2 protein-coding genes are annotated in these 1,963 nt (G+C 55.1%); both read left to right on the top strand.

Annotated features, from left to right (window positions below):
- The coding region (locus D3227_RS40210; protein WP_147377833.1) for a M24 family metallopeptidase at positions 1–434 on the top strand (434 nt) is incomplete at its 5' end.
- A 453-nt stretch (positions 435–887) separates the two neighbouring features.
- Positions 888–1,730 carry a transporter substrate-binding domain-containing protein gene (locus D3227_RS40200; protein WP_120019446.1) on the top strand — a complete coding sequence of 281 codons (843 nt, stop codon included), beginning with the start codon at positions 888–890 and terminating at the stop codon, positions 1,728–1,730.
- The last annotated feature ends 233 nt before the right edge of the window (positions 1,731–1,963 follow it).

Here is a 1,963-nt window from a genome sequence, read left to right as displayed (position 1 = left end):
CGAATTTCGAACTCGGCGCCGTCCGTCACCGATATTGCTGCGCATTGTCGCGAACGGTATTTTTGGGAGAACCGACCGCTAGATCGCGGCACGTGCACCAAGCGTGCCTTGACGGTTTCCTAGCTGCGTTTGAAGCTATGCGGGCTGGGGTGACGAGCAGTGACGTGGAGCAAGCTTTTCGACGCGAATTTGGACCTCGAGGCGTGCGAAAAGAATCCAGAATCGGATACTCAATAGGCATCGATTGGGTGGACGGCGGCCCGAGCTTCCAGGAGGGCGATGAGACCGTGCTTCAGGCCAATATGGCATTCCACCTCCTCATTGGTATCTTTGAAAAGACCGATGGCTACATCTTCAGTGAAACCGTTCGCGTGACTGAAAATGGCGCGGAGTCGCTGAGCAATATGTCACGCGACCTACTGGTAAATTGCTGACGTACTAGGAGCGATGCCAGCGTGGCGCCGAGACGATGCGTCGGCATCGCACATCAGGACAACCCCAATGTTGTGGCCTATAGCACTTGTTTCCGCCCTCGCCTGCAGAGACTCGTCGAGACGAAGGGCACTTTAGAAACGAGCGATGCAATGAAAGCTCTCTGCCTTTCAGGCGTCGCCGGCACAGCGACCTGGCTTAGGCCACTTTCCTCCAGTCGGTTCAAAAGCACCATTGTTTGGTCCAAGCCCATGCAGTCGCGGTCACGTTCATCAACCCCGACAAAAGACATATAGGAGCTGCACTGCACGGCATGATCCATATGCAGCATGTTGTGCTAAATCAAAACATGTGTTGCAAACCAGGCTGCGACAAGCTAGGATTGGGCAGCTACCGGTCAGGGAATGGGCCCAGGCCGGCGAGGAAGAAGCAATCAAAAACACAGGGGAACAACCATGAGCAGACTTAAGACAGCAATTGCAGCCGCGGCATCGCTAACGGTCACAATCGCGGCTATGACGAGCGCAGCCGATGCGGGCGCCGTGCTCGACAAGGTGCTAAAGTCTGGGACGTTAACGGTTGCAGCCGGACCTGACTGGGGAACGATGTCATCCCTGAACAACGAAACTCAACAACTCCAAGGCTACGACATCGATGTTGCGAAGGGCATCGCCGACCATTTGGGCGTGAAGATCGAGTTCGTGACCCCTAGCTGGGACATCATCACGTCAGGCAATTGGCAGGGTCGTTGGGATGTCGCCATGGGCCAGATGACGCCAACTGCGGTTCGAGCTGAGAAGTTCGATTTCCCTGGTGTTTACTTCTACGCGCGGGTGGTTGCTGTTGTACACAAGGATAGCAAGGCGGCCAAACCTGCCGATCTGAACGGCAAGAGGGTTGGGGTTACCGCCGGCTCCGTGCAAGAGGAGTATGCAAACCATACCTTTAAACCCAACTGGGTGGACGCGAAGCCGATAGAGTTTCAGATCAAACCAGGCGAAATCAAAACCTACGCGACCACAAATGTGGCGTTCGATGACCTCCGGCTAGGCGATGGGGTTCGACTGGATGCAGTCCTGACTGACGGAACTGTGATGGATGATGCAATAAAGGCTGGCTATCCAATAAAGCCTCTTGGCGAGCCGCTATTCTCCTCCCCGGGAGCTATTCCGGTCCTTCATGGAGACAAGGAATTCAGCGGCAAGATCGCCGAGGCTATCCAGAAAATGAAAGAGGACGGCACGCTCTCGAAGCTGTCGCTGAAGTGGTACGGGGTTGATTACACCACCGAAAATTAGCGATCGCTAAGCTCTAGCTACCGAGGTTGTCTCCATCGCTTCTTTCACTAGAAGGCTGAAAATTCGTTTCGGTCAGCTCGATCCAGCATCCGCTAGTCCCTATGATTGCTGGGCCTGAGGGCGGCCCGTCATCCGATATGCAACGGTACGAGGGTTAAGCCGGCTGGCCGGCGCAGAGCCTCATGCATAGGAGACGGGCCATATGGAACATATCAGATTTGTCGGTTTGGATC

The organism is Mesorhizobium waimense, assembly GCF_003601975.1.
GTDB lineage: Bacteria > Pseudomonadota > Alphaproteobacteria > Rhizobiales > Rhizobiaceae > Mesorhizobium > Mesorhizobium waimense.
The sequence above is the reverse complement of the archived record's forward strand: the minus strand, read 5'-3'. Positions and strand labels throughout refer to the sequence as shown.